This is a genomic window from Pseudomonas muyukensis (assembly GCF_019139535.1).
Classification (GTDB): Bacteria; Pseudomonadota; Gammaproteobacteria; order Pseudomonadales; family Pseudomonadaceae; genus Aquipseudomonas; species Aquipseudomonas muyukensis.
In genome coordinates, this window is the sequence record NZ_CP077073.1 from 4,036,786 (window position 1) to 4,062,364 (window position 25,579).

General features: G+C 67.7%; 28 protein-coding genes. 9 read left to right on the plus strand and 19 right to left on the minus strand.

The window, feature by feature from the left end; genetic code table 11:
* Entirely contained in the window at positions 1-1,047 is a 1,047-nt protein-coding gene (locus tag KSS95_RS17755) for a class I SAM-dependent methyltransferase (RefSeq protein ID WP_217848366.1), read from the minus strand.
* Between the two features lie 185 nt (positions 1,048-1,232).
* On the opposite strand from KSS95_RS17755, the gene KSS95_RS17760 reads away from it, so the two are divergent.
* A complete protein-coding gene (locus KSS95_RS17760; RefSeq protein ID WP_217848367.1) occupies positions 1,233-1,721 on the plus strand; it encodes a signal peptidase II in 489 nt (162 codons plus the stop codon).
* 150 nt (positions 1,722-1,871) lie between these two features.
* Here KSS95_RS17760 and KSS95_RS17765 read toward each other — a convergent pair whose 3' ends face one another.
* Together KSS95_RS17765 and KSS95_RS17770 are read right to left on the minus strand one after the other, a co-directional pair.
* On the minus strand, positions 1,872-2,717 hold the full coding sequence (locus tag KSS95_RS17765) for a type 1 glutamine amidotransferase domain-containing protein (RefSeq protein WP_217848368.1): 846 nt from the start codon (positions 2,715-2,717) through the stop codon (positions 1,872-1,874).
* Between the two features lie 13 nt (positions 2,718-2,730).
* Positions 2,731-3,036 carry a putative quinol monooxygenase gene (locus KSS95_RS17770; protein WP_217848369.1) on the minus strand — a complete coding sequence of 102 codons (306 nt, stop codon included), beginning with the start codon at positions 3,034-3,036 and terminating at the stop codon, positions 2,731-2,733.
* Between the two features lie 96 nt (positions 3,037-3,132).
* On the opposite strand from KSS95_RS17770, the gene KSS95_RS17775 reads away from it, so the two are divergent.
* Positions 3,133-4,059 (plus strand): LysR family transcriptional regulator, encoded by a 927-nt coding sequence (locus tag KSS95_RS17775; RefSeq protein ID WP_217848370.1) that lies wholly within the window; start codon positions 3,133-3,135, stop codon positions 4,057-4,059.
* On the opposite strand, the gene gspF is transcribed toward KSS95_RS17775, so the two are convergent.
* Genes gspF through gspG form a run of 7 tightly spaced genes read right to left on the minus strand, consistent with a single transcriptional unit; the run spans position 4,040 to position 11,863 of the window.
* Positions 4,040-5,245 (minus strand): type II secretion system inner membrane protein GspF, encoded by a 1,206-nt coding sequence (gspF, locus tag KSS95_RS17780; protein WP_217848371.1) that lies wholly within the window; start codon positions 5,243-5,245, stop codon positions 4,040-4,042. The two genes, KSS95_RS17775 and gspF, sit on opposite strands and share 20 nt — an antisense overlap.
* Positions 5,245-6,666, minus strand: coding sequence for a type II secretion system ATPase GspE (gene gspE / locus KSS95_RS17785; protein ID WP_217848372.1), 1,422 nt, complete (start codon positions 6,664-6,666; stop codon positions 5,245-5,247). Before gspE ends, gspF begins: the two co-directional genes overlap by 1 nt.
* Positions 6,663-9,035 (minus strand): type II secretion system secretin GspD, encoded by a 2,373-nt coding sequence (gene gspD, locus KSS95_RS17790; protein ID WP_217848373.1) that lies wholly within the window; start codon positions 9,033-9,035, stop codon positions 6,663-6,665. The genes gspE and gspD overlap by 4 nt, the downstream gene beginning before the upstream one ends.
* On the minus strand, positions 9,032-9,553 hold the full coding sequence (locus tag KSS95_RS17795) for a type II secretion system protein M (protein ID WP_217848374.1): 522 nt from the start codon (positions 9,551-9,553) through the stop codon (positions 9,032-9,034). The genes gspD and KSS95_RS17795 overlap by 4 nt, the downstream gene beginning before the upstream one ends.
* Positions 9,543-10,463: a GspL/Epsl periplasmic domain-containing protein gene (locus KSS95_RS17800; RefSeq protein WP_217848375.1), complete on the minus strand. Its 921-nt coding sequence runs from the start codon at positions 10,461-10,463 to the stop codon at positions 9,543-9,545. The genes KSS95_RS17795 and KSS95_RS17800 overlap by 11 nt, the downstream gene beginning before the upstream one ends.
* A complete protein-coding gene (gspK, locus tag KSS95_RS17805; RefSeq protein WP_263974799.1) occupies positions 10,460-11,392 on the minus strand; it encodes a type II secretion system minor pseudopilin GspK in 933 nt (310 codons plus the stop codon). The genes KSS95_RS17800 and gspK overlap by 4 nt, the downstream gene beginning before the upstream one ends.
* 24 nt (positions 11,393-11,416) lie before the next feature.
* Entirely contained in the window at positions 11,417-11,863 is a 447-nt protein-coding gene (gspG, locus tag KSS95_RS17810) for a type II secretion system major pseudopilin GspG (protein ID WP_217848377.1), read from the minus strand.
* A 147-nt stretch (positions 11,864-12,010) separates the two neighbouring features.
* Between gspG and gspI the strand changes: the two genes are divergently transcribed.
* Positions 12,011-12,370: a type II secretion system minor pseudopilin GspI gene (gspI, locus tag KSS95_RS17815; protein WP_217848378.1), complete on the plus strand. Its 360-nt coding sequence runs from the start codon at positions 12,011-12,013 to the stop codon at positions 12,368-12,370.
* 146 nt (positions 12,371-12,516) lie between these two features.
* Here gspI and KSS95_RS17820 read toward each other — a convergent pair whose 3' ends face one another.
* Positions 12,517-13,512 carry a bile acid:sodium symporter family protein gene (locus KSS95_RS17820; protein ID WP_217848379.1) on the minus strand — a complete coding sequence of 332 codons (996 nt, stop codon included), beginning with the start codon at positions 13,510-13,512 and terminating at the stop codon, positions 12,517-12,519.
* An 80-nt stretch (positions 13,513-13,592) separates the two neighbouring features.
* Between KSS95_RS17820 and KSS95_RS17825 the strand changes: the two genes are divergently transcribed.
* From KSS95_RS17825 to KSS95_RS17840, 4 genes are all read left to right on the plus strand, one after another.
* Positions 13,593-14,387 carry an AraC family transcriptional regulator gene (locus KSS95_RS17825; protein ID WP_217848380.1) on the plus strand — a complete coding sequence of 265 codons (795 nt, stop codon included), beginning with the start codon at positions 13,593-13,595 and terminating at the stop codon, positions 14,385-14,387.
* 21 nt (positions 14,388-14,408) lie between these two features.
* Complete coding sequence (gene ampC / locus KSS95_RS17830; protein WP_217848381.1) at positions 14,409-15,548, plus strand: class C beta-lactamase; 1,140 nt, start codon at positions 14,409-14,411, stop codon at positions 15,546-15,548.
* Between the two features lies 1 nt (position 15,549).
* Positions 15,550-16,173, plus strand: coding sequence for a glutathione S-transferase family protein (locus KSS95_RS17835; protein ID WP_217848382.1), 624 nt, complete (start codon positions 15,550-15,552; stop codon positions 16,171-16,173).
* A gap of 307 nt (positions 16,174-16,480) precedes the next feature.
* On the plus strand, positions 16,481-16,813 hold the full coding sequence (locus KSS95_RS17840; protein ID WP_217848383.1) for a hypothetical protein: 333 nt from the start codon (positions 16,481-16,483) through the stop codon (positions 16,811-16,813).
* A gap of 132 nt (positions 16,814-16,945) precedes the next feature.
* Here the strand turns inward: KSS95_RS17840 and KSS95_RS17845 are convergent, their stop codons facing one another.
* The 3 genes from KSS95_RS17845 to KSS95_RS17855 all read right to left on the minus strand — a co-directional run bounded on the left by KSS95_RS17845 (position 16,946) and on the right by KSS95_RS17855 (position 18,120).
* Positions 16,946-17,251, minus strand: a complete 306-nt coding sequence (locus KSS95_RS17845) for a hypothetical protein (protein WP_217848384.1) — start codon at positions 17,249-17,251, stop codon at positions 16,946-16,948.
* A gap of 221 nt (positions 17,252-17,472) precedes the next feature.
* Complete coding sequence (locus KSS95_RS17850; RefSeq protein WP_134693981.1) at positions 17,473-17,661, minus strand: hypothetical protein; 189 nt, start codon at positions 17,659-17,661, stop codon at positions 17,473-17,475.
* 138 nt (positions 17,662-17,799) lie between these two features.
* A complete protein-coding gene (locus KSS95_RS17855; protein WP_217848385.1) occupies positions 17,800-18,120 on the minus strand; it encodes a YbjQ family protein in 321 nt (106 codons plus the stop codon).
* Positions 18,121-18,253: 133 nt separating this feature from the next.
* Between KSS95_RS17855 and KSS95_RS17860 the strand changes: the two genes are divergently transcribed.
* Together KSS95_RS17860 and KSS95_RS17865 are read left to right on the plus strand one after the other, a co-directional pair.
* Positions 18,254-19,687, plus strand: coding sequence for an MFS transporter (locus tag KSS95_RS17860; protein ID WP_217848386.1), 1,434 nt, complete (start codon positions 18,254-18,256; stop codon positions 19,685-19,687).
* Positions 19,684-20,424 (plus strand): class I SAM-dependent DNA methyltransferase, encoded by a 741-nt coding sequence (locus KSS95_RS17865; RefSeq protein ID WP_217848387.1) that lies wholly within the window; start codon positions 19,684-19,686, stop codon positions 20,422-20,424. Before KSS95_RS17860 ends, KSS95_RS17865 begins: the two co-directional genes overlap by 4 nt.
* Before the next feature lie 187 nt (positions 20,425-20,611).
* Here KSS95_RS17865 and ribD read toward each other — a convergent pair whose 3' ends face one another.
* The 5 genes from ribD to KSS95_RS17890 are packed head-to-tail and all read right to left on the minus strand — an operon-like array spanning position 20,612 to position 25,552.
* On the minus strand, positions 20,612-21,526 hold the full coding sequence (ribD, locus tag KSS95_RS17870) for a bifunctional diaminohydroxyphosphoribosylaminopyrimidine deaminase/5-amino-6-(5-phosphoribosylamino)uracil reductase RibD (protein ID WP_217848388.1): 915 nt from the start codon (positions 21,524-21,526) through the stop codon (positions 20,612-20,614).
* On the minus strand, positions 21,523-22,182 hold the full coding sequence (locus KSS95_RS17875) for a class I SAM-dependent methyltransferase (RefSeq protein WP_217848389.1): 660 nt from the start codon (positions 22,180-22,182) through the stop codon (positions 21,523-21,525). The genes ribD and KSS95_RS17875 overlap by 4 nt, the downstream gene beginning before the upstream one ends.
* A gap of 12 nt (positions 22,183-22,194) precedes the next feature.
* The gene (locus KSS95_RS17880; RefSeq protein WP_217848390.1) at positions 22,195-23,886 is read right to left on the minus strand and encodes a WD40 repeat domain-containing protein; all 1,692 of its coding nucleotides are present in this window, start codon (positions 23,884-23,886) and stop codon (positions 22,195-22,197) included.
* Positions 23,887-23,910: 24 nt separating this feature from the next.
* Positions 23,911-24,507, minus strand: coding sequence for a GTP cyclohydrolase II (locus tag KSS95_RS17885; RefSeq protein WP_217848391.1), 597 nt, complete (start codon positions 24,505-24,507; stop codon positions 23,911-23,913).
* Between the two features lie 34 nt (positions 24,508-24,541).
* Positions 24,542-25,552: a formylglycine-generating enzyme family protein gene (locus tag KSS95_RS17890; protein ID WP_217848392.1), complete on the minus strand. Its 1,011-nt coding sequence runs from the start codon at positions 25,550-25,552 to the stop codon at positions 24,542-24,544.
* Between the last annotated feature and the right edge of the window lie 27 nt (positions 25,553-25,579).

Sequence of the window (25,579 nt, forward strand, 5' to 3'; positions counted from 1 at the left end):
CTACTTCCTGGCCTCCAGGATCAGGTTGAACGGCGTCTGCGTCGCCCGCCGCAAGCGCGTGAACCCCGCCTCCTCGAACACCGCCCGCAACCGCGCCTCCCCCGCCTGCGCCCCCAACCCCAACCCCACTTCCTGAGACAGCGAGTTCGGTGTGCAGATGAAGGTAGACGCCGCGTAGAACAGCCTACCGATCGGGTTGATGTTGGCATCCAGCGAATCCTCGGCGAACGGCTCCACCAGCATCACCGTGCCATCGTCCTTGAGCGCTCGATAGGCATGGCGCGCCGCGCCCACCGGGTCGCCCATGTCGTGCAGGCAATCGAAGAAGCACACCAGGTCCAGGTCGTTGCCCGGATAGTCCTTGGCCGACGCCTGCTGGAAGCTCACCCGGTCTGCCACGCCCGCCTCGCGCGCCCGCTCGCTGGCAACCTGTACCGAAGGGGCGTGATAGTCGTAGCCGACAAAATGCGAGGCTGCAAAAGCCTGGGCCATGACGATGGTCGAGGCGCCGTGGCCACAGCCGACATCCGCCACCCTGGCACCGGCCTGCAACTTGGCCACCACCCCCTCCAGCGCCGGCAGCCAATCGGCCACCAGGAACGCCCGGTAACCGGGGCGGAAGAAACGCTCGGTGCCGCTGAACATGCACGGATGATGATCGCCCCAGGGTACGCCGCCATCGCCGCGCATGGCCGTCACCAGCTTGTCCTTGTCGTGGAACAGCGCCGCGATCACTGCGGCGCCACCGGCCATATAGGCGGGCGAATCCTCCAGCGCCAGGGCCATGGCCTGCTCTTCAGGCAGGGTGAAACGGCCCTCGTGGTGGCTCATGTAGCCTGCCGCCGCCTGGGCATTGAGCCACTCGCGCAGCAGACGTGGCTGGCAGCCGGTGCGTTCGGCCAGCCCCTCGGGTGTAATCGGCTGGCTGTCGGCCATGGCACGGTACAGCCCGAGTTCATCACCAAGGATGACATTGGCCAGCGTCGCCGCCGCGCCCATGTCGCCCACCAGCCTACCCATGAATGCGTGAAGCCGTGCCTCGTCCATGACCTGCCCTCCTCTTGCCAGAAGGCCACCGTCGGCGACGTCCGGTCCGGGAGGCGGTGGTCGGATGGATGATCGGGTCGCGTCTGCAACAGACCCGGGCTTTAAGTCTAGACCCGCCTGCGCTATCTTCGCCGCGCTGCGGGCGTGCCCGGCAGCCGCATTCGCGCACAAAAGGAACTGCCAGCATGTTTTCCAGCCGTACCCTTGTCCTGACCCTGGGCATCGCCTTCATCATCATCGACCAGTGGGTAAAGCTGATCGCCCTGGTCGCCCTGGACCAGCACAGCTATGTCTATGGCAACCAGAGCGTCTGGCTGGACCTGGCCCTGAGCCTCAATCCCGGCGCGTTTCTCAGCCTTGGCGCCGGGCTGGCGCCGTGGCTCAAGCAACTGGTGTTCGTGGCCGCCGTCGGCGTGGTGTGCGGCTGGGCCATGGTCTGGGCCTGGCGCCACTGGCCATCGACGCCGGTCAAGGCCAGCGCCGCCTGGTTCATCGCCGTGGGCGGGCTGGCCAACCTGATCGACCGGGTGTTTCGCGATGGCCACGTGGTCGATTACCTGGTGCTCAACATCGGCAGCCTGCATACCGGCGTGTTCAACCTGGCCGACGTCGCCATCATGGCCGGCGCCGCTGTGCTGCTGGTGGACGGTATTACCCGGCCGAGCAAAGGCTGATCGACCTCGCGGCAGCCCTTTCGAGGCCTTTGCGATTGTTTCGGATTTGCGCGTTCCAATTCTAGATTGATGGGGTCGCTTTGCGACCCTTCGCGACACAAGGCCGCTCCTACGGGGGATTGCGTCGGACCGCTCGCAACGGGCGGGCCTTTAGCGCGGTGCCGCCTCCAACTGCTCAAGCAACGCCTTGGCCAGCGCCTTGTCGGAGAACGGGTTCTGCCCGGTGATCAGTTCCCGGTCGACCACCACGTGCGGCTTCCAGGCCTGGGCGTAACTCATATCGCCGCCGGCGCCCGCCATGGCCTTGGCGGGATAGAACTGCAGGCGCTGTTGCTTGAGCGAGCCTTCGAATACCTGCTCCTCTGGGTCAGAGAAAATGGTCATGCGATAGCCCCGGTACGTCCAGTCGCTGGCCGCCGGGGTTTCGCCACGGGCGAGCGCGGCGCGGTAGGCGACCGGATCCTGCTGCGCCGACAGCAGCGTGATCGGGCCATGGCAGATCGCCGCGGTGGGCTTGCCGGCCTGGTGGAAGTGACGCAGCAAGGTGCCGACGTCAGGGTTGTTGGCCAGGTCGATCAGCGGCGCGTGGCCACCAGGAATGAAAATGCCCGCATAGCGATCCAGGTCGCCCGCCAGCACTTGCTTCACCGACAGTGTGTCGTGGATGCCCGGCAGGCCTGCGACGACCGTGGCGATACGCTGCATTTCGCCGGCATCACCGCCGAAGTACATCGGGTCCAGCGAGCGCTGGTCGACACTGGGGGCATTGCCCTTGGGCGTCACCAGCACCAATGTGTAGCCCGCCTTGAGCAACTGGTCGGCGGGCACGCCGAACTCATTGAGGTAATAGCCGGTGGGGTATGGCTTGCCGTCCTTGAGCGGCAGCTGGTTTTCACTGGACAGCAAAACCAGCACTTCGCCTTTCGACGCGGCAGCGGCCTGGCCGGCCAGCAATACGCCGGCCAGGGCCAGGGCGATGGGGGCAATGTTATTCATGGCGATTTCCTGATCAGTTGAACGGCGCGATATCCAGCGGGTGGGCGAGCTGCACTTGGGTCGGCGCCGCCAGCCATTGGCCGGTGGTAGCGCGGTAAGCCTGGTAATGGGCGCTGCTGCGATGGGCCTCGACAGCGGCCTGATCGACATACAGCTCGAACAGCTCGAAGGCCAATCCCTCGCCCTCGCCAATGAACAGGTCGTAACGTAGGTTGCCGGGCTCGCCGCGGCTGTGCGCAACCATCAGGCGCAGGGCCTGCTCGGTCGCATCACGGTGTTCGGGCCGGGGCTGGATGGTGGCGAAAATAGCGATGGGCATGGTGTTCTCCACACGGGGCTGTAAGTCAGTGGGCCCATCCTAGCCAACGCGCTAAGATTCGATAATTCGAAAGCTTTTATTTCTACGATCCAAAATATGAATATCGCCAGCAAAGACCTCAACCTGCTGCACCTGTTCCAGGTGCTCTATGAAGAGCGCAACGCCTCCCGCGCCGCGCAGCGCCTGGCCCTCAGCCAGCCGGCACTGAGCCACAAGCTGAACAAGCTGCGCCAGCAGTTCGGCGACCCGTTGTTCGTGCGCGCCCCACGCGGGCTCAGCGCCACGCCCCGGGCCCACGAGTTGGCGCCGCAGGTGCAGCATCTGGTCGAGCAGTTGCAGGCGTTCTACCTGCGCTGCGATGGCGAGGACTTCCTCGCCCGCCCCACCCGCCTGCACCTGTACAGTACCGACTACCTGGAACAGACCCTGCTGCCCGGCCTGCTGCCGATCTTGCGCAGCCAGGCGCCGAACCTCACGCTGATCACCCACAATACCCGTGGCGAACTGCCCCGCGAAGCGCTGGAAAAAGGCACCTGCGACCTGGCCATCGCCGGTTTCTACAACGACCTGCCCGACACCTTCCACCAGCAACGCCTGCTCAGCGAGGCGTTCGTGGTCCTGGCCGCGCGGGACAACCCACAGTTGGCGAAGGGCTTGGACCTGCGCGCGTTCCTCGCCTGCGAGCACCTGCTCACCACCCTGACCGGCGACCTCGACGGCCGGGTCGACCGTGCCTTGCGCGCGCTGGGCCACCAGCGCCGGGTAATCGCCGGGCTGTCCAGCTTCATCGCCCCCACGCGCCTGGTGCGGGGTACCGACCTGCTGCTGACCTGCCTGCGCGCCCTCGCCGAAGAGGCCGTGGCCCGCGACCCCGGGCTGGTCATCCATCCCCTGCCGCTGGCCTTGCCGCAGGTCGAGGTCATGCAGATCTGGCACGCGCGCACCCATGCCGACCCACTGCGGCGCTGGTTCCGCCAGCAGGTGTGGACGGTGGCGGCACAGCTCACTGCACCAGCTGGTTGATCTCGATGATCGGCATCAGTACCGCCATGACGATCAGCAGCACCACAGCGCCCATCACCACGATCATCAGCGGCTCGAGCAACGCGGTCATGCCCATGGCCCGGCGCTCGATGTCCTTGGCCAGGCTGTCGGCGGCACGGTCGAGCATCGGCGGCAGGTTGCCGGTTTTCTCGCCACTGGCGATCAGGTGGATGAGCAGCGGCGGGAACACTTTCTCCACCGCCAGCGCCGAGGCCAGGCCAGCGCCTTCGCGCACCCGCGCGGTGGCCTGGCTGACGCACTGGTCGAGGCGGTCGTTGCCCAGGGTCTGGCGCGCCGCCTCCAGCGCGCGTAGCAGCGGCACCCCGGCACTGCCGAGAATCGCCAGGGTGGAGGCGAACCGCGCGGTGTTCAGGCCCAGCACGAAGCGCCCGAGCAACGGCAGCCGCAGGATCCTTGCGTGCCAGGCCAACCGCGCCGCCGGGGCGCGCAAATAGACCCGCCAGCCCCATGCGGCCGCCGCCATGGCGGTAAAACACCACAGCCCCCAGGCGCGCACGAAGTCGCTGGCGCTGAGCATGGCCAGGGTCAGCCCCGGCAGGTCCTGGCGCGCTTGGGTAAACGCGCTGACCACCTGCGGCACCACATAGCTGAGCAGAAAAATCACGATGCCCACCGACACCAGGCCGACCACGCCGGGGTAGATGAAGGCGGTGAGGATCTTGCCGCGCAGGGTGTTGCGCTGCTCGATGTAGTCGGCCAGGCGTTCCATCACCTGGGCCAGGTCGCCGGACTCCTCGCCTGCGGCCACCAGCGCCCGGTAGATGTCCGGGAAATCCCGCGGCCGCTCGGCCAGGGCATCGGCCAGGCGCATGCCGCTGCGCACATCGCCGCGCACGGCAGCGAACACCTGGGCGATATGCTTGCGCTCGGCCTGCTCCAGCGTGGCGCCCAGCGCCGCCTCCAGCGGCAGGCCGGCGGCCAGCAGGCTGGCCAGTTGGCGTGTGGCCCAGGCCAGGTCGCCATCGGAAAGCTTCGGGCTGAACAACCCACCGCCCTGCCCAGGCGCTGCCTGCGCCTCCACCTGCAAGGCGGTCAGGCCCAGCGCCCGCAACTGCGCCAGCGCCGCGCCCGGGCCGTCGGCTTCGAGCAGGCCATTGACGATTTGGCCCTGGGCGTCGGCGGCTTCATAGCGATAGCGGTTCATCAGGCATCCCGTGTCACGCGAAGGATTTCTTCCAGGCAGGTGCTGCCGTTGTCGACCCAGCGCTGGCCATCCTCGCGCATGCTGCGCATGCCATTGCGCCGGGCGGCGGCGCGCAAGGCCTGCTCGTCGGCGCTTTGGTGCACCAGGGCGCGTACCTGGTCGTCAACACAGAACAACTCGTGGATACCCGTACGGCCGCTGTAGCCGCAGTGATTGCACTGCGCGCAACCCACCGCGCGGTACTGCCCAGGCGTGGCCGGGTCGGGCTCGCGGCAATGCGGGCACAGGCGCCGCACCAGGCGCTGGGCCAATACCCCAAGCAACGCCGAGGCCAGCAGGAACGGCTCGACGCCCATGTCGACCAGGCGGTTGACCGCCGACACCGCGTCGTTGGTGTGCAGGGTGGCCAGCACCAGGTGTCCGGTCAGCGAGGCCTGCACGGCGATCTGCGCGGTTTCCAGGTCGCGGATCTCGCCGATCATGATCACGTCCGGATCCTGGCGCAAAATGGCCCGCAGGGCCACGGCGAAGCTCATGTCGATGCGCGCGTTGACCTGGATCTGGCTGATCCCCGGCAGGTCGTACTCCACCGGGTCCTCGACGGTAAGGATATTGCTGACGCTGGCATCCAGGCGCGCCAGCGCGGCGTACAGGCTGGTGGTCTTGCCCGAGCCGGTGGGACCGGTGACCAGCACGATGCCGTGGGGCTGGCGGATCAACTGGTCGAGCCGCGCCAGCAGGCCGGCATCCATGCCCAGCGCCTCCAGGCGCAGACGCCCGGCCTGCTTGTCCAGCAGGCGCATCACCACCCGCTCGCCGTGGCCGGTAGGCACGGTGGACACGCGGATGTCGATCGGCCGCCCGGCCACGCGCAGGGCGATGCGGCCATCCTGGGGCAGGCGCTTCTCGGCGATGTCCAGTTGCGCCATGATCTTGATCCGCGATACCAGCGCGCCGTGCAGGGCCTTGCGCGGCGAAACCACGTCGCGCAGGGTGCCGTCGACCCGGTAGCGCACCAGGCAGTGGCTCTCGAACGGCTCGATATGGATATCGCTGGCCTGGTCGCGCGCGGCCTGGGTGAGCAAGGCGTTGATCATGCGGATCACCGGCGCGTCGTCCTGGGCTTCGAGCAGGTCGGTGACTTCCGGGATGTCCTGCAACAGCCGGTCGAGGTCGACCTCGTTCTCGGCGGCCCCGACCACCGCCGCGGCGCTGCCGGTGTCGGCATAGGCGCTGACCAGCAGGGCGTCCATCTGCGCCTCGCTGAGCGCCTCGACGTGCACCTGACCGTGTCGTCTGCGCACTTCGGCCAGGGCCCAGCCCGGGCTCGACGGGCAGCGCGACAGCAGCGCCGCGGCCTCGCCGTCTGCCTGCAACACCAGGCGCTGGGCCTTGGCCCAGGCATAGGGCAGCCGGCTCACCGGGCGACCTCATCCAGCGGTACCGCGCGGATCGACGCGCGCGGTGCGCGCAGCGCCGCCGGTTGCGCCCGCCCCTGCTCCGGCACGCCCTGCTCCACCGGCGGCAGCAACGGCATGTCCATGTCTGGCAGGGCCCAGGAGTGCTCGGGCTTGAGGTTGCCCTGGGCGCGGCGGATGAAGTCGTAGCGGTTGAGGGTGATGCTGCGCCCGACCCCGGCATCCCGCACGATGTACGGGCGCAGGAAGACCATCAGGTTGGTCTTGTTGCTGGCCCGGCGCTCGTTGCGAAACAGCGCGCCGACCCCAGGCAGGCTGGACAGCCACGGGATGCCTTCGTTGCTCTGGCTGTAGCCGTCCTGCAACAGGCCGCCGAGCACCATGATCTGGCCGTCGTCGAGCAAGATGCTGGTGTCGATGGCGCGCTTGTTGGTGACGGTACCGGCGGCGCTGGAGGCGCGCGCATCGACGCTGCTGACCTCCTGGTAGACATCCAGCTTGACCGTGCCACCCTCGGAAATCTGCGGGCGCACGTTCAGGCGCAGGCCGACCTCCTCGCGCTGGATGGTCTGGAACGGGTTGTTGCTGTTGCCGCCACCGTCGGTGACGTACTGGCCGCTGACGAACGGGATGGTCTGGCCGACGAAGATGCTCGCCGCCTCGTTGTCCAGGGTCAGCAGGTTGGGCGTCGACAGCACGTTGCTGCCGCCCTTGCTCTTGAGCGCATGGGCCAGCACCTTGAGGTCCAGCACCTCGCCGATGCCGGGAATCTTCACCGTGCCGTCGACCACCCCGACCGACAAGCCCTTGGGCAGCACATCGATGCTGGTGGCGCCCTTGGTCAGGCCACTGCCGCCAAGGTTGGCACCGCCGAACGCGCCATTCTTGCCCAGGTTGCCAGCCTGCCACTGGATGCCGAACTCATTGGCGTCGTCCTCGCCCACCTCGACGATCAGGCTTTCCACCACCACCTGGGCGCGGCGCTGGTCGAGCTGGTCGATCACCTCGCGCAGGCTGCGGTACAGCGGCTCGGGCGCGGAAATCAGCAGGGTATTGGTGGTCTTGTCGGCCTGGATGGTCGCGCCGCCGGCAGAGAACGCCGTGCCCTGCTCGCCCTGGGCCAGGCCGTTGCCATAGCCATTGGGCGTGCTGCCGGCGCCCAGGCCGTTGTGGCCCTGGCTCGGGTTGGCGCCACGGTTGCTGTTGCTCTGCGGCGTGCTGCTGGTGCCATTGGCGCCGTTGCCATTACCCCCGGTGAGCATGCCGCCGCCGCTGAGCAGCGCCCGGGTGCCGTCGCTGCTGGCGCTGTCGCTTTCGCCGGTGAGCAACCCGCGCAGGCTCTGTGCCAGCTTGTCGGCCTGGGCGTTGCGCAGGTACACCACGTGCAGGTTGCCGGCACTATTCTGCGCGTTGTCGAGCTTGTAGATCAGGTCGCGGGCCAACTGGGTGCGCTCAGGGCTGCCCGAGCGAATCACCACGCTGTTCGAACGCGGGTCGCCGAGCACGCTGATCTTCTGCGTCGGGTCGCTGGCCTGGCTGTCGAGCAGTTCGTTGACCATGCTGGCGATATCGCTGGCGATGCCGTTCTGGATCGCCACCACATCGGTGTCGATGGCGCTGGGAATATCGACCCGGTCGAGGATCTGCGCCACCCGCTCGAGGTTCTCGGCATAGTCGGTGACGACCAGGGTATTGTTGCCCGGGTAGGCGTTGATCGGGTTGTCGGGCGAAACGATCGGGCGCAGCACCGGGATCAGGTTGACGGCGTTTTCGTACTGCAGGCGGAAGGTGCGGGTGAGCATGCCGTTGCCGGCCACGTGATCGTCGTTGGCCAGCGCACCGCCGAGCAGCTTGGCGTCGGCCTGGGGCACCACCTGCGCCACGCCGCCCACGTCGACCACGCTCAAGCCCTGCATGCGCAAGGCCGCCAGCAACATGGCGTAGGCCTTGGCCGCCGGCACCTCGCCTTCGGAGACCAGGGTCAGCTGGCCCTTGACCCGCGGGTCGATCAGAAACTGCCGGCCCGTGGCGCGGGACAGGCCGCGCACCACTGCCTGTATATCGGCGTCGACGAAGTTCAACTGCACCGGCTGGTCGCCCAGGGGATTGCTCTGCGCCGCCAGCGGCGTCGCGCGGCTGTGCCGCTGGCCGACTCGCGCAGGTACCTGGCGCGCGGCCGGGCGCGGGCTTGGGCGGGCCTGGGCTGGATGCTCCAGGGCGGTCGGGGCAGCGCCGAGCGCGGCGAGCGGCCGGCCCAGCTCGCTGCTGGCCAGGGGCGCCTGCACGGCCGGCGGCGGGGTGGTGCAGGCCGCCAGCGCCAAGGCCAGCGCCAGGGGTGCGAACGGCAGCAGCCGGGAGTGAAGGCAGGTCATGAAGGGTCCTTAGCGCCAGGCGCCTGATCCATGCGAAGGGTTCCGGAAAATGTCACAGGCCCGCCCGCTGCGTTATCCGCATCGCGCTGCAGCATCAGTTGGCCGATATTCAGCCCCAGGCGCGCGGGTACCTGCTGCAACCAGGCCGCCGCGGCTTCGGCCGGGGCGCGCTGCCAGTCCAGTTGCCAGGCGCCGTCCATGCGCGCGAGGCGCGAGTGGTTGTGCAGCCCCGCCTGCGCCAGGCTCTGGCCCAGGGCCAGGTCGAGGTCGACCGGGGGCGCTACGGCGCGCTGGGCCAGCAACGCGTCGAGGGCCTGGGCCTGGCTGCGCAACTTGGGGGTTTCTGCCTCCCAGTGGGCGATACCAGCCAAGGCCGGCGCAATCAGCACCTGCCAGCAGAACAGCGCAGCCAGCAGCCCAGCGGCCAGGGCCACGGCGCGCCGCTCGCGAGGGGCCAGGGCTTGCCAGCGCTGGCGCCCCTGCGTCCGCGCGGCGCCCAGGCGCGTCTTAATCGACATGGGCCAGCTCCTGTTGCCGGGCGGCGCCGGCGCGCAAGGTCCAGCCCTGGGCATCGACACCTGCCTCGATACCGCGCGCCGCCAGGTCGGCCTGCCAGGTACTGCCAGCCGGCGCCTGGGTGCCTTCAGCCAACGGGGTGATGCGCAGCACGCCGTCCTGGAAGCTCAGCGCCGCCACGTTGCCGGCCAGAAACGGCATGCTCTGCCCGGCGCCTTCGAGCAGCGCCGGCAAACCCGATGCCGCCGCCCCCTGCCCGCCCTGCAACTGCTGGCGCGCTTGCTGCAGCGGGTTGAGCACCACCGGCAAGTGTGGAAACGCCTGGCGCACCTGGCTGACCATGCGCGCGCGCAGCTGTTCGCCGGCGCTGGCCAGCTGCGCGGCGTACAGGTTCAGCCCCAGGCACCAGACCGTGGCCGCCACGCCCCAGATCGCCAGCAGCCGCCCCCAGCCCAGCGCCTGCGCCGGGCCCAGCAGGCCGGCTGCCAGGTCCGGCGCCGGCAGGCCGTCGGCGGGCTGGGCGAACACCCCGCCCAGGCGAATCCGCTCGCCCTGCAACCAAACCTGCACGTGCGCCAGCTGCGGCTGCCCCAACCAGGCCACGGCGACGCGGCCATCGGGCTGGCGCAGGCCATGGGCCACATGCAGCTGTCCGGCATCGCCCAGCACCAGGCCCTGGACCGCGCAGCGCACCGCCGCCGACAGGCGCTTGCCGGTCAGCGGCGGCAAGGCGATGGCCAGGGCCAGGCTGTCGTCTTCATGCAGGTGCAGGCGCCACGCCGCGCCCTTGGCCCGCGCCGCCAGTTGCCCACGCGTGGCCTGGCCATGCTGCTCGCCATGGCGATAGTCGAGCAGCGATTGCGCCGTCAACTCGGCCAGCGGCGGCAGTTGGATCTCCAGCAGCTTGCTCATGCCCCCACCCGCGTCCAGATCACATCCGCCAACTGCCCTTCGCGCTGGCGCAGCAGTGCCTGCATCGGCAACGCGCGAGCCCCCAGGCGCGCCTGGCCATGGAGGCGGAACCAGTCGCTGTTGATGCCCACCCGCACATTGGCCGTGGCCAACTGCGGCATGCGCAAGCGGTTGACGAAATCACCACGGTTGATGAACCAGCGCCCAGCGTCGCGCTCGGCCACCAGGGCGCTGGCCTGGGGCAATGACAGCCCCGGCACCTGGGCGGCCAGCACTTCGGCGCTGGCGGTGTTGCCGTTGACCCAGGTCAGGGCCGGCAACACCGTGACGAACCGCTGCAAGTGCCGCAAGGTCTTGCCATTCATGCCCTCGAGCGAAGCCAGGGCGTCCAGGTTGCGCAGCATTGGCCGCTTGGCCGGCAAGGGTTGCGCGGCCACCGCCGGCGAGGTCAGGCGCCCGCTGTTCAGGCCTTGCTCGGCCTTGGCTGGCGTCTGTGCCGGGCGCTGCGGGTAGCTGTCGATCACCTGGCCGGCAATGGCCGTGGCCAGGCGCGCGTCGACGCCGATCAACGCGCACAAGCGCTGGAAGGTGGCCAGCGCCTCGGCATCGAGCTGGCCGTCGACCACCAGGTTGCGCAGGTTGAACTTGCCCTGCTCGTCCTCCAGGCGCCCATCGAACTGGACCATGCCCGAAGGCAGGCCCAGGATCGGGCGCGTCCAGGGTTGCCCGGTGCGCACCAGCGGGTCACGCATTCGTTGTTCCAGCAGCAGTTGGCGGCTGAGCTGCAAACCGCCCTCCAGCGCCCATTGCCCCTGTAACGCCAACTGGCGGTTCTCCAGCTGTCGGGTGAGCAGCCCCTGGCGCTCGATCATGCCCGCGGCGATCACTGCCACCACCGCGGCAATCAGCAGGGCGCTGATCACAGCCATGCCCTCTTCGCGCGCCATGGCCGGTCACAACTGCCAGGAGCCGATATCGGCATTCACCCCGTCGCCGCCGGCCTGGCCGTCGGCGCCCAGGGAGAACACATCGACCTCGCCGTTGGCGCCCGGGTTCAGGTACTGGTAAGGACGGCCCCAAGGGTCGTTGGGCAGGCGGTCGAGATAGGCGCGCCACTGGCCGTCCTTGGCCTGGGCCGGCTTTTCCACCAAGACCTTCAGGCCCTGGTTCTGGTTCGGGTAGCCGCCGTTGTCCAGGCGATAGAGCTTGAGCGCCTGCATCAACCCGGCGATGTCCTGGCGGGCCGCGGTGGCGCGGGCCTGGTCGGGGCGGTCGAGCACCTTGGGCACCACCATGGCCGCGAGAATCCCGAGGATCACCACCACCACCATGATCTCGATCAGGGTAAAGCCCTGCTGGCGGGAACGGCGGCCTGTGGCGCTGCGGCGGGCGATCTGCATCTCGGCATTCCTTGCGTGAGTTCGAATCGGGGGCCGATTGTGGCAAGCGGGTATGTCACTGATATTGAAAAAGCTCGGGAGTCGGCGTCGTCAAACGGTCATCGCGCCGCTCTAGAGTGCCCCTTTGCCTCAAAGCGAGCAGATGCCGTGCGCCGCCAGGAACAAGGCTTCACCCTGATCGAAGTGCTGGTGGCGCTGACCATCGTCGCCGTGGCCATGGCCGCCGCCCTGCGCGCCACCGGGTTGATGACCCAGGGCAACGGGCTGTTGCGCGACAAGGCGCTGGCCTTGCTGGCGGCCCAGGGGCGGCTGGCCGAGTTGCGCCTGGAGGGCGGCGCGAAGCCCGGCGTCAGGCAGTTCGAATGCGACCAGGGGCGTTTGCGCCTGCGCTGTGAGCAACGCCTGTCGCGTGCGCCGGGCGGCATGTTGGAGGTGTCGCTGCAGGTGTTCGAACGCCAACACGACGGGCCTGCGTTGGCGCGATTGCAGACGTTGGTGGGTCAATGAGCGCGCAGAGGACACCTTTCAGGTGTGTTCGACATTAGCGTTGCAGCGCCTGGTAGATCGAGCGCTGCAAGGCTTTCGGCGAACACCTGGAGGCCCTCACCCGATCAATAGCCCAAGCGCCCAAAACCCTTGAAAAACGATGCCCCTCACAACGACGCACGCACCTCAGGATGCCCCGCCTCAACCCGCGCCGCATACCGCTGGGCCAGCACCGCACAGACCATCAGCTGGATCTGGTGGAACAGCATCAACGGCAGGATCATCGCCCCGATACCACCGCCCACGAACAGCACCTGCGCCATCGGCACCCCCGTGGCCAGGCTCTTCTTGGAGCCGGCGAACAGGATGGTGATGCGGTCCTCGACATTGAACCCAAGCACCCGCCCCAACAACCGCGTCCCCAGCAGCACCACCGCCAGCAAGATCCCGCACACGGCGAACAACCCGGCCAGGTGCTGCGCCGACACGCTATGCCACAAGCCGCTGACCACCGCCTCGCTGAACGCGGTATACACCACCAGCAGGATCGACCCCTGGTCCACGACTTTCAGCCAGCGCGCGTTGCGCCTGACCCAGGCGCCGATCCAGCGCCGGGCGAACTGGCCGGCGACGAAGGGCACCAGCAGTTGCAGGGTGATCTTGAGCACCGCGTCCAAGCCCGAGCCGGTATCGCCGGAGGCCCCCAGCAGCAGCATCACCAGCAGCGGCGTGAGGAAGATTCCCAACAGGCTCGAGGCCGCCGCGCTGCAGATCGCCGCCGGCACATTGCCGCGGGCCAGCGAAGTGAAGGCGATGGCCGACTGCACCGTGGCCGGCAAGGCGCACAGGTAGAGCACGCCCAGGTACAGCTCGTTGCCCACCAACGGCACGAACAACGGCTTGAACGCCAGGCCCAACAGCGGAAACAGCACGAAGGTGCAGCTGAACACCAGCAGGTGCAGGCGCCAGTGCCCGGCGCCGGCGATGATCGCCTCGCGCGACAGCTTGGCGCCGTGCAGGAAGAACAGCAGGCCGATGGCCAGGTTGGTCAGCCAGCCGAACAGCACCGCGCCTTCGCCTGCGCACGGCAGCACGGTGGCGATGAACACCACCCCGAGCAAGGCCAGGGTGAAGTTGTCGAACAGCATGCGCAAATATCTCATCACAGATTCCGTCTTGTCTTTGTGCAAGCCAGAACGATAAGGTCTGGGCCTTTCTGCCGCTAACGCCGGAACCCCCAGCAGTGTCGCCCAACGGACACCCCGAGCATCGTCTCGCCGCCCTCAAGCAGTTGCCACGCCCGGTGTACGGCCAGGCCGAAAGCCTGCCGAACGTTGCCCTCGGCTACCGCCACCAGCACCGCTGGGGGCAGTTGTCCCATGCCCGTGGCGGGCTGCTGCGGGTGCGCACCGACGCCGGCCTGTACCTGGTGCCGCCACGGCACGCGGTGTGGGTCGCCGCGCGGGTGCCGCATCAGGTGCGTTGCGAGGCCGGCACGCACATCCGCAGCCTGTACATCGAGCCCACCGCCCTGCCCTGGCCCGCCGGGCAATGCCGGGTGATCGCGGTGGAGCCGCTGCTGGCCGAACTGATCGAAAGCTTCTCCGGGATGCCCATCGAGTACGACCGCGACGGCGCGGACGGCCGCCTGGTACAGGTGCTGCTCGACCGCCTCGGCGCGGCGCGGGAGGCCCCCCTGCTGCTACCGTTGCCCCGGGGTCGCCAGTTGCGTGGCATCTGCCAGCGTCTGCTGGATGCCGCGGACGACCCACGCACCCTGGGTGACTGGGCCACGCGCCTGGGCGTCTCGCAAAAGACATTGAGCCGAGGTTTTCTCCGGGAAACCGGCCTGACCTTCCGCCACTGGCGCCAACGCGCCCGCCTGCTCAACGCCCTGCCGGCCCTGGAGCGTGGCGAGCGGGTCACCGATGTCGCCCTGGCCTGCGGCTACGCTTCGCTGTCGGCGTTCATCGCCGCGTTCGCCGGGCACTTCGGGCAAACACCTGGCGAACTGCTGCGTCGCCGCCCCCATGACTGATCGACAAGGAACGCCAAGACCATGACACGCCCCAACCCCTGGCTACTGGCCGCCACCCTGACCCTGGCCGCCCCCCCGTTGCTGGCCGATGACCTGCAAGCCACCGTCGACGGCGTGATCGAGCCGCTGATGCGCGAGCAGCACATCGCCGGCATGGCCGTGGCGGTCTATGCCAAGGGTCAGTCGCACTACTTCAGCTACGGCTGGGCGAGCAAGGCCGACAAGCAGCCGGTAAGCCGCGACACGCTGTTCGAAGTCGGCTCGGTGAGCAAGACCTACACTGCCACCCTCGCCGCCCTGGCCAGCGCCGAAGGCAAGCTCGACCTTGCGGCCCCGGCCAGCCGCTACCAGCCGGCCCTGGCCAAGGCACCGCTCGGCAGTGCCAGCGTGCTGCAACTGGGCACCTACAGCGGCGACTGCCTGCCGCTGCAATTCCCCGAGGCCGTGCAAACGCCCGAACAGACCCTGGCCTGGCTGCAGCATTGGCAGCGCCGCTTCGCGCCTGGCACCTACCGCTGCTACTCCAACCCCAGCCTGGGCCTGTTCGGCGACCTGGCAGCCCGCGCGCAACAAAAGCCATTTGCCGAAGTCATGAGCGAACAACTGCTGCCGCGCCTGGGCCTCAAGCACACCTACCTGGAGGTCCCGGCCAGTGCCCGCGGGCTGTACGCCCAGGGCTACGACGCCAACGACAAGCCGGTACGGGTCAACCCTGGGCCCTACGCCGACCAGGCCTATGGCATCAAGACCAGCGCCAGCGACCTGCTGCGCTTCGTACAGCTGCAACTGCAACCGGGCGCTCTGGACCCTGCCTTGGGCCAAGCCATCGCCATCACCCAGTCCGGTTATTTCCAGGTCGGCCCGATGACCCAGGGCCTGGGTTGGGAACGCTACGCCTACCCGGTCAGCCTCGACACCCTGCTGGCGTACAACGGCGCCAAGATCATCCGCGGGGAAAACCCCGTCCGCGCGCTGCAACCGGCGCTGCCCGCCGAGCCTGCCGCCTGGTACAACAAGACCGGGGCGACCGGCGGCTTCGGCGCCTATGTCGCCTTCGTGCCCGCCAAGCAGATGGGCATCGTGCTGTTGGCCAACCGCAACTACCCCAACGAAGAACGCGTGCGCGCGGCACAACGCATCCTGTCCAGCCTGGAGCACTGACATGCTGAAGATCCTTGGTAAAGCGTCCTCGATCAACGTGCGCAAGGTGCTGTGGACCTGCACCGAACTGGGCCTTGGCTTCCAGCGCGAAGACTGGGGCAGCGGCTTTCGCGCCACCGACAGCCCCGAGTTCCTGGCGTTGAACCCCAACGCCATGGTGCCGGTGATCGTCGATGGCGATTTCGTGCTGTGGGAGTCCAACAGCATCCTGCGCTACCTGGTCAACCAGTACCCCGGCGAACACCTCTACCCCAGCGCCCCGCGCGCCCGCGCCGCGGTGGACCAGTGGCTGGACTGGCAGGCCACCGACCTCAACGACGCCTGGCGCTACCCGTTCATGTCGCTGGTACGCCAGTCCCCGAGCCACCAGGACCCGGCCCTGCTGGCTGCCGCCAGCGCCCAGTGGACGGCCAGGATGCGCCTGCTCGAACAGCGCCTGCAGGCCACCGGCGCCTATGTCGCCGGCAGCGATTTCAGCATCGCCGACGTGGCCATCGGCCTGTCGCTCAACCGCTGGCGACGCACGCCGCTGGAGCACCCGCCACTGCCGGCGCTGGAGGCCTACCACAGGCGCCTGCGCGAGCGCCCGGGCTACCTGGAGCACGGTGATAACGGCCTGGCCTGACAGCACGAGGTGGATTGTCAGACAAAATGTAGTGACAAAAAATAATCACTACAAAACCATTGACGCCCTTCCCGCGCCTTGTGCATGATGAGGCCGTCTCCCTGATCGGGAGCGGTGGCAAGGGTGTTCCAGACGGCTTGCGCGGTAACGCAGGCCGTCCGTGGAGAGGGAAACTGCCCAGAAGGCAGCGTGAGAAAGCCCCTGTTGCGATGCTGCTGTAGCAGCCTTGGTTAGCGCGCTACATGGTGTGGCGCCAAATGTGAACTTCAGCCGAATTTCACCAACGAATGAGAGTAATGGGGGCTTTATGATGAACTTGAACAACAATCCAACCATCGACCAATTGGCCCAGCTGTTCGCCGCGCGCAAGGACAGCCTCGACGACCACCTGCTGTGGGTCAGCCAGTCCGGCGACGTACGCCTGGACCGCCTGCCGCCGAACACGGTCGAAGCCGAATTCGAATCGCACATGCCCAGCATGCGCGCCCGCTTCAAGGTCTACCGCCGTGGCCAGGGCTACGTCGGCAAGAAGGCCGCCGCCGACACCACCTTCGTCGGTCGCGTCCTCCAGACCCTGCAACAAGAATGGCCTACCGCCCGTGAGCGGCAGGCAGTCAAGGTGATCGATACGCTGAACTGAGCACGTTTCAGCCAGGCGTACACCGCTGCTTGAGCCCGGCCCGCAAGGCCGGGCTTTTTCATGTGCGCAATCTGCGCACGACGCCCAATCCGTAGGAGCCAGCCTTGCTGGCGAAGCAAGCGTCGCGTTGCCTCAGGCCCAAGCACGCCGAAGCGCCTGCTCAGGCAGCGGCAAGGCCCCGGTGGCCAATGCCCGGGCCCGGTCGACACCCCATACCAACGCGCGGGTCATGGTTTCACCCGGCCGCGCCGGGTAATACTCCTCGAGCAGCGCCTTGCCCCCCTGGGCGTAGACGCCCACGAACAACTGCGTGGCGCCAAGCCGGGAAAGCCGCACCTGTACATCGATGCTGGTGCCATCGCTCAATTCCTCGTCATGGCTGCGGCTGTGCAACTGCGCATCGGCCCATTGCCAGTAGGTCTCTTCCCTGATTCGCATTGCGCTGATTACTCCGAGTCTGAAATGCCGCGCAAGAAAAGCACAGTCGCAGCCACCCGGCGAGGGCGACGCGCCGATACCATGAGCGGGATCAACAAATGCTGGGAAAACCGCGCCGTTGGGCGGGCGCCTGAACGCAAGCGCGGGGCAGGCACGCGCCCACAGGCCACTGCGCGGCACTTGTGGGAGCGGGCTTGCCCCGCGCAGGGATCAACGTCGATTTACTTTTTCGAAGGCACCCGTGGCATGAACCGGCCCTTCTTGGCCCGCTGCAAATGGGCAGGCTGCAACTGCTCCGACTCGTCCAGGGTCATGTTGGCAAAACCCAGGCGCAACGCCGCCTGGCCGCAACGCACCTGGCTGTTGATCGGAAACGCATCGTTCAAGTCTTCGTAATAGGATTCGCTCATGCCCTGTCTCCCTCCAATGGTGACCGTGCCGACAAGCAACGCGCTTGCCTAGAGAAGCGGCGGTCCGCTGAAGTGAGACTAGCCGGTCATTTGCAGACTGGCCGGGCAAAACAACCATGCCCGACCAATGGCAACCGCTTACTGCAGGCGCACCGCCGTGCCGGTGGCGAACACCACGACCATGCCCCCTTGTACCGACGGCATGCTGATCTCGAAGTCCACCCCCAGCACGGCATCGGCTTGCAACTGCCGTGCCCGCGCCATGAGCTCCTCGGTGGCCTGCTCGCGCGCCAGCTTCAGCGCGCTCTCCAGGGTCTGCGAACGGCCGCCGAAGAAGTCGCGAAAACGGGCGAAGAAATCGCGCACGAAATTGATCCCCTGCACCGATTCGGCGCTGACCACGCCGAGGTACTCGGCGACAGGGCGGCCTTCAAGCTGGCTGGTGGTGCTGATGATCATCGGTGCTACTCCTGGTGCGAACAAAAGAAGGCGATGCTAACAAATTCATGGCCCGCCAATTACACAAGCAGCTGCTTGAATATTAGACGGACGGCTCCTAGACTCCCTGCGCAGGATCACGCAAGGAGCCTTCATGACCGCCCTTCCCGAACAACCCCCGGCGCGCTGGAGCGAGCTGCTCAGCGGCGGCAATGCCCTGCGCTCGATCGCCCTGGCCGGGGGCGTCGCCCTGCATGCCATCAATGTGTATATCGTCACCACCCTGTTGCCGACGGTGATCGGCGAAATCGGCGGGCTGGCCTTCTATGCCTGGAACACCACGCTGTTCGTGGTGGCCTCGATCATCGGCTCCACCCTCTCCACCCGCCTGCTCGCCCGCAGCGGGCCACGCCAGGCCTACCTGTTGGCGCTGCTGGTGTTCGGCGTCGGCTCCGTGCTCTGCGCCCAGGCCGCCAGCATGCCGATGCTGCTGGTGGGTCGCAGCGTGCAAGGCCTGGGCGGCGGTATCCTGTTCGCCCTCAGCTATGCGTTGATCCACCTGGTGTTCGAGCACCGCCTGTGGCCGCGGGCCATGGCCCTGGTGTCGGCCATGTGGGGCGTGGCCACCCTGTGTGGCCCGGCGGTGGGCGGCGTGTTCGCCGAGGGCGGCCATTGGCGCTGGGCCTTCTGGGCACTGCTGCCGGTGGCCGCGCTGCTGGCGCTGATCGTGTGCTTGCGCCTGCCGGGGCGCCAGGCGCTGGACGACAACGGCGCCCGCCCGGCCTATGGGCTCATCGCCTGCCTGGTCGCCTCGGTGCTGGCGATCTGCGCGGCCAGTTTGTCCGAGGTGCTGTGGATCAACCTGCTGGGCATCGTCGCGGGCCTGGCGATTGCCGCGCTGATCGCCCGCCTCGACCCAGGCGCCCGCCATCACCTGCTGCCCAGCGGCGCCTACAGCCTGAGGCAACCGATGGGGGCGCTGTTCGCCATCATGTGCCTGCTGGTGGCAGCCATCACCACCGAAATCTATGTGCCTTACTTCCTCCAGCACATCCACGGCTTCGGCCCGCTGGCGGCCGGCTACCTGACCGCGGTGATGGCCGCTGGCTGGACCCTCGGCGCCCTGGCCAGCGCCGGACGCGACCACAACGGCGGTGCCCGGCAGATCCGCCTCGGCCCGCTGCTGGTGACAGTGGCACTGCTGGCCTTGGCGTTGCTCACGCCGCACCCGACCTGGCTGGCCCAAGCCCCCGGCCTGGCCCTGTATGCCGTGGCCCTGGCCGGTGTCGGCCTGGGCATTGGCCTGGGCTGGCCGCACCTGCTGACCCGCGTGCTGCAGGCCGCGCGCCCCGGCGAGGAGAACCTCGCCTCGGCGTCGATCACCACCGTGCAGCTCTATGCCACCGCCCTGGCCGCCGCCCTCGCCGGCCTGGTCAGCAACAGTGCCGGCCTGGTCGACCCAGGTGGCGTCGACGGCGCGCGCCAGGCCGCGACCTGGCTGTTCGCCCTGTTCGCCTGCGCGCCGCTGCTGGCCATCCCGCTGGCACGGCGCATCACTCGCCCTTCAGCTCGCAAGGAACAGCCATGAAAGAATCGAAGGAAGTCTACGAGCGCATCAGCGATCAATTCGAAGACTTCACCAGCCACGCCAGCCAGCGTGACGTCGAAGTCGATACCGTCCGCTACATGGTCCACGATTTGCTCGGCGGCGTGGCCGGCAACCAGGTCCTCGACCTGGCCTGCGGCCATGGCTTTTTCAGTCGCAGGCTCAAGGACTGGGGCGCGGCGCGGGTGCATGGCGTGGATATCTCGCCGAGCATGATCCACCAGGCCCGCCAGGCCAACGACGGCATCGCCTATGAAGTGCGCGACGTCGCGCAGATGGGCGAGATCGGCCAGTTCGACAAGATCACCGCCGCCTGGCTGTTCAACTATGCCGGCAGCGTCCAGGAGCTGCGGCGCATGTTCCAGACCGTCGCGCTCAACCTCAAGCCCGACGGGCAACTGATTGCCTACACCGCCAACCCCACGTTCGACCTGGCCCAAGGCAACTTCACCGCTTACGGCATCCGCGTTCTGGACGAACAGCCGGTGGAAGGAGGTTTTCGCTGCCAGGGCCAATTCATGAGCACACCGCCTGCGGACTTCACCTACTACCGCTGGCACAAGTCGGTCTACGAACAGGCCGCCCACGATGCGGGGCTGCGCAACGTGCGCTGGATCGCCCCGCTGATCAGCAGGATCCGCAAGAAGGCGCATCCACCGGGGTATTGGGACCTGTTCGAGCAGAACAGCCTGCAGGTCGGGTTGATCTGCAGTCGCTGAAAGGATCGGGGCTCACGCATGTCCCCTGTAGGAGCGGCCTTGCCGAGGCGTCGGACCGGTCGGAAAGGGCCGCAAAGCGGCCCCGGCAATCTTTGCATCAACGCTGAAATCCTGGGGCTGCTGCGCAGCCCTTTCCGACCGGTCCGACGCTTCGGCAAGGCCGCTCCTACAGGGAAAGCACAGGGCGCTAGACCCTCACCAGCCACTCATCCACCAGCCCCTGGCGCGCCAAGGCCTCACACCACGCGGGCTCGGCCTCGACCTGTACCTCGTTGCAGTCCAGTTCGTGAAGCACCTGCAACACCCGCGACGCACCGAGTTCCTCGAGCATGCGGCAACCAACCCGGGCAAAGCGTCCGTCAGCCATCGCCCGCCCGTCATGCAACACCAGGGTCGGCGCACGACCGTCGAGCACCTCGGCCAACGCTGGGCAGTCGAGCCCCTGGTCTACCATCACGCGCAATGGCACCACCGGCGTGGCACGTTGTGCCGACACCGGTGCCAGCAGTGACGTGTCGCACGCCTTGACCCATTCGCAGGTGGTCAGCAAGGCCGATGCCCGGCCCCGCCAGTGGGGCAGCGGCGCCTGCTCATCGCAATGGCTGAGCATCGCGCCGTCGCCCAGCGCGCCGATCGCCAAGGCATCGGGCCGCAATACCCGCACCCACGGGCGCTGGCGCTCGATACGCGAGAAGAACCCGCGATTGAGCGCCCGCGCCTCCGGGCACGGCAACACTTCGACGACGATGCCGGCCTGGCGCAGGCGTTCGCCACCGCTGCACTGGGAAGCATCGGCACTGGCGCTGACCACCCGGCGCACCCCGGCGGCCACCAATGCCTCGGCGCACGGTGGCGTGCGCCCATGATGGCCGCAGGGTTCAAGCGTTACATAGGCGGTGGCGCCCCGCGCCGCCTCCCCAGCCTCGCGCAACGCATGTACCTCGGCGTGGGCTTCGCCGGCGCGTTGATGCCACCCCCGGCCCACCACCCGGCCATCGTTGACGATCACGCAACCGACCCGTGGATTGGGCATGGTGCTGTACAGGCCCTGGCAGGCGAGCGCCAGGGCCATGTCCAGGTAATGGCGATCAGCCGTGCTCACGTGCGGACCAGGGCGAGCAGGTAACGCGCCTCGCCGTGCTGGCGCTCGATCACCTCCAGGCCCTGCCAGGTGAAGCCATGGCCCTCGAGGGTCTGGCGGATGCCATGGTCGGTGAAGAAGTAGCCCTGACGCTGATTGTCCATTTCGCGCCAACCTGGCTCGGGCTGGACATCGTCGACGCCGAACACGTTCAGCCCCACCAGCGCGCCAGGGCGCAACAAGCGGCGCACATGGGCCAGGTACGCAGCCCATTCATCCGGATGCTGGTGGTGGAAGCAGCCGTTGTCCAGGGCCGCATCGAACAGCGTGCCCGGCGCCGGCTGCCAGTCCTGCACCGCCTTGTTCACCAGGTTCAGGCGATCACCCCAGCGTTTGCGCAGCAGCGGCCAGCTGGAGTTCTCGACGATATCCAGGCCGGTCACCCGGTGCCCGGCGAGGATGAATGTCGAGGCATCGCGCCCACGGCCCACGCCGAGGTCGAGCACGTGCTGCTCGGCACCCGTCTCTAGGCGGTCGAGGAACGCCTGGGCCGCCTGGATCATGCCGACGTCCCACGACCATTCGTCCTCGCCATGGCTGTAGCGGTGCACGAACGAGGTGTCGAGCGCCTTGCGGTAGGCGTCCTGGGCCATGAAGCCCTGTGCTTGCTTGCTCATCAACGTCCTCCGTCAGGATGCCAGGCGGGCATCGATGCCATAGATGCGCCCGTCGTAGGAGCTGGCCAGGAAGGCCTCGCTGAGCGCGTCATGGGTCAGGCAGGAGATGCCGCTGGCGGTAGGCCGCTGTACCGGCAGCCAGCGCCGCGAAGCCAGGTCGAACAACGCCACGGTGCCGTTGTAGGCGGCGGTGGCGATCACCCGGCCATCGTCGGAGGCGGCAATGCACTTGATCGAGTGCTGGTGCGGCGAGTCGAACACCTCGTCGCCGGTGTCCAGCCACAGGCGCAGCTTGAGGTCACGGCCAATGCTGGCGAAACCGCCGGTGATGGTGCAGCAGCCATTGGAGATGCGCGTGTGCGCGCCTTCGATATGGCGCACGCAACTGAAGTCCTCGATGCTGTGCACGGCGGCATCGGCCGAGGCGCAGACGCTGAACAGGTGCCGCGCGTCCGCCGCCACGCCCTTGATCGCGTTCTCGTGCATGGGGATCGATGCCACCAGGCGCAGGCCGCCCTGGCCATCATGGGCGAACACCAGGCCTTCGCCGGTGTAGGTGCCGATCAAGGCATGCTCCTCGCCGTTGCGCACGAAGGTAGCGCCGCAGTTGAGCGGCGAACGGTGCTGGTACAGCAGGCGTCCGCTCAAGCCGTCGAACACCTGGCCCATCTGCCCGCCGGTCAGCAGCAGCGGGCCGAACGGCAGGAGGAAGTTGCACAGGCTGCCGACCGCGGTCACCGGCTGGTCGTCGCGGTGCAGGATGCCGGCGTCGCCAATGCTGTACTGGCGCTCGTCGCTGCGCACCACGGCGTTGATGCTCACCGCCGGCTCGATGCCGGACACCTGCCACTGGTCACGCTCGTAGTTCCAGGTGGCGTAGCGCGAGCCGAAGGTGGCGAACACCAGTTGCTCGTCGCCGACGAAGGCGCAGCTGCGCGGCCAGACGATGCTCGGCAGCGCGGTGCTGCGGCGCTTGACCAGTTGGTTGGCGGCGTCGAAGGTCCAGAGGATCGCCGAGCGGTCGTAGCTCAGGCTCACCAGCAGGCGCTTGTCGTCGTTCCAGACGATGCGCTTGATCCCGGCGGCATGGGCCGGCACGGTCTGCACCTGGCCCTGGGCGATGATCGAGATGCGCCCTTCGTCGTCACCGGCGAAGACCACGCCTTCGCGGGTGATGGCGATGGTGTCGGTCTCGACGCCACCGATGTCCACTTCATCGCTTTGCCGGCCTGTGGCGGTGTCCCACTGGCGCACGGTGCCGTCGTCGCTGCTGGAGATCAGACGCTGGCCATCCGGCGACCAGACCACCGAGATCACGTCGGCCTGGTGGCCATGGAACGCCTGCTGCAACACGCCGTCGAGGTCGAAGATGCGCAGCACATGGTCGCGCGAGCAGGTCGCCACGCGCTGACCGTCTGGGGAGAACACGGCCATTTCGACGTCGTCGTCATGGTCGCGCAGTACCGCCTTCAGGCGCATGCTCGGCACCTCCCAGATGCGCGCGGTGTAGTCGCTGCTGGCGCTGACCAGGTGCTTGCCGTCGGCGCTGAAGGCGCACTGGTTGGCCAGGTGGTCGTGGTGCACGCGGTGGATCGGCTCGCCGGTGACGGCGTTCCACAGGATCACCTGGTTGTCGTAGCCGGCAGTGGCGACGAAGTGCGCGGCATGGGCGGCGATGCCGCTGATAGGGCCAATGTGTTTCATCGAAAGATCCTTTTTCGCGGAAGGTCAGAGCTTGATCGAATGGCTGGACTTGTCGGCTTTCGCCTGCAGGTAGTTACGGTTGTGCTGGGTCAGGAACACCCCGGTGGGCACCTGCTCGACCACATCGATGCCGCCGGCGCGCAGCTGCGCGACCTTCTCCGGGTTGTTGGTCAGCAGGCGGCACTTGTCCACGCCCAGCGCCTGCAGCATCTGTACCGCCGGGTCGAAGCTGCGCGAGTCGGCCAGGTGGTTCAGGCGCAGGTTGGCCTCGTAGGTATCGAAGCCCTTGTCCTGCAGCAGGTAGGCCTCGAACTTGGAGTACAGGCCGATGCCCCGCCCTTCCTGGCGCAGGTAGATCAGGTAGCCACCGACCTCGTGCAGCGTGCGCAGGGCCTCCTGCAACTGTGGGCCGCAATCGCAGCGCTGCGAACCGAACACATCGCCGGTGATGCACTCGGAGTGCACCCGAACCAGCGGCACCTCGTCCCGCCCCGGGGAGATGCCCACGGCGAAGTGCTCCTGGTGGCGTTCGAAACCATGGAAACCATAGAAATGGGCGTCGACATCGCCGCCGAGAATGGAGATCGGCACGATGGTATGAAGCGAAACATCCTTGTTCATGGGATCAGACCTCTTGCACGGAAGACGCGGTTGCTTAGTTGTGGTGTTCCACCAGGCGAAAACCCATGACGTAGATCGGCCGTGGGTAGCGCCCGTGGCGGCGCGCGGTACGCGCCAGGTCGCGAAAACGGGTGAAGCTGCCACCGCGGGCCACGCGGTGGGTGCCGACATCGAGCACCAGGTCGTCCTCGATCAATGGGCCGCCGGGGTAGGCCTGGTAGTCCTCGGCCACGTACTCCTCGACATTGCCGGCCATGTCCAGCACCCCGAACGGCGACGGGGCGTCGCAGAACACCCCCACCGGAGTGCTGTCCAGGTAACCCAGCTCGGCGGTGTTGGCGTGCTCGACCTGGTAGCTGTCGCCCCAGGGAAACTGCCGCCCCTCGGGGCCGGCGGCGGCGTATTCCCACTCGGCCTCGCTGGGCAGGGCGAAGCGCCGCCCGGTGCGCGCACTGAGCCAACGCGCATAGGCGTCGGCGTCGCTGGCGGCAACGCTGTAGACCGGGTGGTTGGCGTGGTGCCGCGGGTAACGGCCAAAGGCCCAGCCCTCGGGGTTGCCGGGATGGCCGCTGTCGAGCAGGAACTGGCGGTACTCCTGGTGCGTCACCGGCAAGCGGGCGATGCGAAACGCCGCCAGCTCCACCGCGTGGCGCGGGGTTTCCTTGTCGATCCAGCTGCGGTCCAGGCCCAGGCCGTCGAACTGGTCCATCACCTGCTCCACCGCACGCGGGTCGAGGCCGATATGTACCCGCGCCGCCGGGATGTCGATCATCTGCGGGGCGAAGGTGTCGATGCGCGGGTCGCCGCGCAGGCCCAGCACCTCGCCGGCGGCGATACGCCGGGCCAGGGGCTCGCGCGGTTGCTGGACAATCCTCAGCAAGGTTTCCAGCGGGCCGTCGAGCAAGGCGTCGAAGGCTTCGCCGACCTTGGCTTGCAGCGGTTGCTCCAGGTAGTGCTCCGGGTAGCCCATCAGGGCCCGGTCACTGACATCCTTGGGCAAGGGGCTGGGCAGCCGTGGCCAATGCCACTGTTTGTAGCTGTTCATGCAAATACCTGCCTGGGCACACGCCTG